Source organism: Streptomyces sp. NPDC059456, from assembly GCF_042750055.1.
Classification (GTDB): Bacteria; Actinomycetota; Actinomycetes; order Streptomycetales; family Streptomycetaceae; genus Streptomyces.
In genome coordinates this window covers 1-3231 of record NZ_JBHYVA010000841.1, presented here as the reverse complement: position 1 = coordinate 3231, position 3231 = coordinate 1, and the positions used below count along the sequence as shown (strand labels likewise).

Here is a 3231-nt window from a genome sequence, read left to right as displayed (position 1 = left end):
GCCCGCGCCCGCCGCCCGGCGGGGGGGGGGGGGGGGGGGCGGCCTCCGCGGGGGGGTCGCGCGGGGGCCGGGGGGGCCCGCCCCCCGCGCGGCGGCGCCGGGGGGCCCGGCGCGCGCCACGACCGCCCCGGCGGCGGCAGCGGTGACGGCCGCCCGGCGGAGGGTCAGGGGGACGCGCTTCAGGTTCATCACAGTGGTTCTCCACGGTCGGGTCACGGTCGGTGAGGACGCGGAATGACGCCCTTCACTCCCGCACGACGCGCGACCCCCCGGGAGGTTGCCGCCGATTGCGAAAAAATTTTTGCGGGCGTCCGCGTCACGCCGCGGGCAGCGGGATCCGGCGCACCACCTCGAAGCTCAGGTTCCCGTAGGCGGTGAAGAAGGCCGTGGCCGCGAGCTCCGTGGCACCGCCCGGGTCGCGGGCGATGACCCTGCCCCGGCGGGCCGTCCGGTCCAGTTCCGGGGCGTGCCTGCGGCCCAGCCGGACGGTGCGGGTGACCCCGTCCGCGCGGACGTTCAGGAAGCAGTCCCAGGTGCCCGGCGGTATCGGCCCGCCGTCGGCCACCGTGGCCAGGTCGAGCTCGGCCAGGAAGCCCGCCATGATCAGCTTCGGGTCCACCTCCGTGAGCTCCGGCGCCGGGAGCGGCTTGACCGGTACGAGGTGTTCGTCGCCCGTCTCCCGCGCCCGCAGCAGCAGCTCGCTCCCCATGCGGCCGGTCCCGAGCGACTGGATGTACGCGTGGCCGGTCAGCCGTGCCAGGCCGCCCTTCCAGGTCAGTGAGGAGAGCAGGTGCTGCGTCTTGAGCAGGTCGGTCACGTCGAAGAGGACGTCCGGCAGTCCCGCCGCCGGGTCCCGGAACAGCGGGTAACAGCGGTACACGCGGCCGTTCTCGACGCGTTCCCGCGGCGCCGGCTCCTGCGCCGGCTCGTACTCCATCAGCTGCTCGAAGGCGGCCAGGGGGCCGCAGGCGAACGCGTACAGCCGGATCCAGTCGATCCGCGGCAGCTCGCCGCCCATGTCCGGGCGCCAGTACGTCTGCACCAGCTCCCGCGCCCGGTCGTACACCTCGGTGGTGAAGCCGGGGTCCTCGTGGCGGGCGTCGACGGCCGGGCGCAGCGCGGTGCGCAGCAGGCTGCGGAAGTGCCGGCCGAGCATCCGGCGCCGCCCCACCGGGTCCTGGACCCGTTCGGCGACGAGTGCCATGACGCGCTCGATGTGGGCGACCGTCTCGGCCGCGGTCCGGGGGCGGGCGGTGATGTTCTGCCCGTCCTCGCGGCGGCGCAGGAAGTAGCAGTCGTAGTCGCCGACGACGGAGATCTTCCCGGCGGCCAGGAACACCTCCGTCACGAAGACCTGGTCCTCGCCGTACCAGAGGTCCTCCGGGTAGCGCAGGTGCGCGTCCTCGATGACCTGGCGGCGCATCAGCTTGGCCGAGTGCAGCGAGCGGTAGACCTCCGAGGTGTAGAGGTCGGCCTCCTCGGCGTGGCGGTGGGCCTTCTCCGAGACCGTCCGGCCGAGCCCGACCTGCTTGGCGAGCACGAGGTCGCTGTCCTGGGTCTCGGCCATGTCCAGCAGCCGCTCCAGCGCCTCGGGGCCGAGGTGGTCGTCTGCGTCGAGGACGAAGACGAAGCGGCCGCGGGCCAGGTCGAGGGCCCGGTTGCGCGGGGCGCCGGGGCCGCCGGAGTTCGGCTGGTGCAGGACGCGGACCTGCGGGTGCCGGGCGGCGTAGCGGTCGAGCTCCGCGCCGCTGCCGTCCGTGGAGCCGTCGTCGACCGCGATGATCTCCAGACGCTCGGCCCCCAGGGTCTGGCCGAGTGCCGAATCGAGGCATTCGTTCAGATAGGGCATCGCGTTGTAGACGGCGATGATCACGGTGATGTCGGGGGCGGACGCGTGGTGCATGCACCGAGCATAAAGTTCCGCTTCCCGGGCTCCCGCGGGGGTGTCCGGTGGCCGGGAGCGCCCTGGTCTGCGCGGGCGGTTCAGCGCAGCCCGCGCAGGGCCCGGCCGAGGAGGACGATCCCCTCTTCCAGTTCGCCCGGCGGGCCCGCCGCGTAGCCGAGGACGAGCCCCGGCGGGCCGGGCCGCATGCGGTGCCAGGACAGCGGGTGGGCCTTGACCCCGAGGGCCAGGGCCGCGGCGGCCAGGGCGGTGTCGTCGAAGGCGGCGCCGTCGAAGGTGACCATCAGGTGCAGGCCGGCCGCCGCTCCGTGGACGCGGGCGCCCGGCAGGTGGGCGGCGACCGCCCGGAGCATGGCGTCCCGCCGGCGGCGGTGGCGGCGCCGGACGAGCCGCAGATGGCGTTCCAGTGCGCCGGAGTCCATCAGCCGGGCCAGTACGAGTTGGGCCAGGACCGGATTGCCGAGGTCGGCGTAGCGCTTCGCGGCCACCACCGCCTCGCGCAGCCGGGGCGGCACCAGCAGCCAGCCGAGGCGCAGTGCGGGGGCGAGCAGTTTGGAGACGCTCCCGGCGTAGCAGACGCCGTCGGGCAGCAGGGCGCGCAGGGCCGGGACGGGGGCGCGGTCGTAGCGGTGCTCCGCGTCGTAGTCGTCCTCGACGACGAGCCCTCCGGCCACAGCCCAGGCGAGCAGCTCCCGGCGGCGCTCGCCGTCCAGCACGACCCCGGTGGGGAACTGGTGCGCCGGGGTCAGCAGCACGGCCCGGGCCCCGCTCGCCCGGAGCGCGGCGACGTCGAGCCCGCCGTCGTCCACTGGCACCGCCACCGTCTCCAGCCGGCCGTACTCCAGCTGCTGCCGGGCCCCGAGCGAGCCGGGGTCCTCGACGGCGACCGTGCGGAGGCCGCCCTCGCGCAGGACGTGCGCCAGCAGGCCCAGTGCCTGGGCGACTCCGGCGACGACGACGACCTCGTCGGGGTCGGCGCGGATCCCGCGGTTGCGGGCCAGCCAGCCGGTGACCGCCGAGCGCAGCGCGGGGGCGCCCTGCGGGTTCCCGTAGCCGAAGTCGGCGGGGGTGAGACCGGCGAGCACCTGCCGCTCCGCCCGGAGCCAGGCCGTCCGCGGGAACGCGGTGAGGTCGGGCACCCCGGGCGACAGGTCGATCCGCGCGGGGACCGCCCGCAGCGCGTCGACGACGGGCCCGAACCCGGCCGTTCCGAACGGCCCGCCGGCCGGACGGTCGGGGCCGTGGGAGGTGCCGGAACGGATCCGGTCGCGGGGGCGGGCGGCGTCGGCTTCGCCCTGCCCGGCCGGGCCCGCCGGACCGTCCAGGCC

Annotated in this window: 2 protein-coding genes; both read right to left on the bottom strand. The window is 75.8% G+C overall.

What is annotated here, in order from left to right; genetic code table 11:
• Positions 1 to 316 precede the first annotated feature (316 nt).
• Entirely contained in the window at positions 317 to 1903 is a 1587-nt protein-coding gene (locus tag ACFXA3_RS39370) for a glycosyltransferase family 2 protein (RefSeq protein ID WP_385195698.1), read from the bottom strand.
• Positions 1904 to 1983: 80 nt separating this feature from the next.
• The coding region (locus ACFXA3_RS39365; protein WP_385195696.1) for a PLP-dependent aminotransferase family protein at positions 1984 to 3231 on the bottom strand (1248 nt) is incomplete at its 5' end.

Bases quoted from the DNA above. Each gene is read 5' to 3' on its own strand.
- ACFXA3_RS39370 (WP_385195698.1), bottom strand. From the start codon at position 1,903: ATGCACCACGCGTCCGCCCCCGACATCACCGTGATCATCGCCGTCTAC.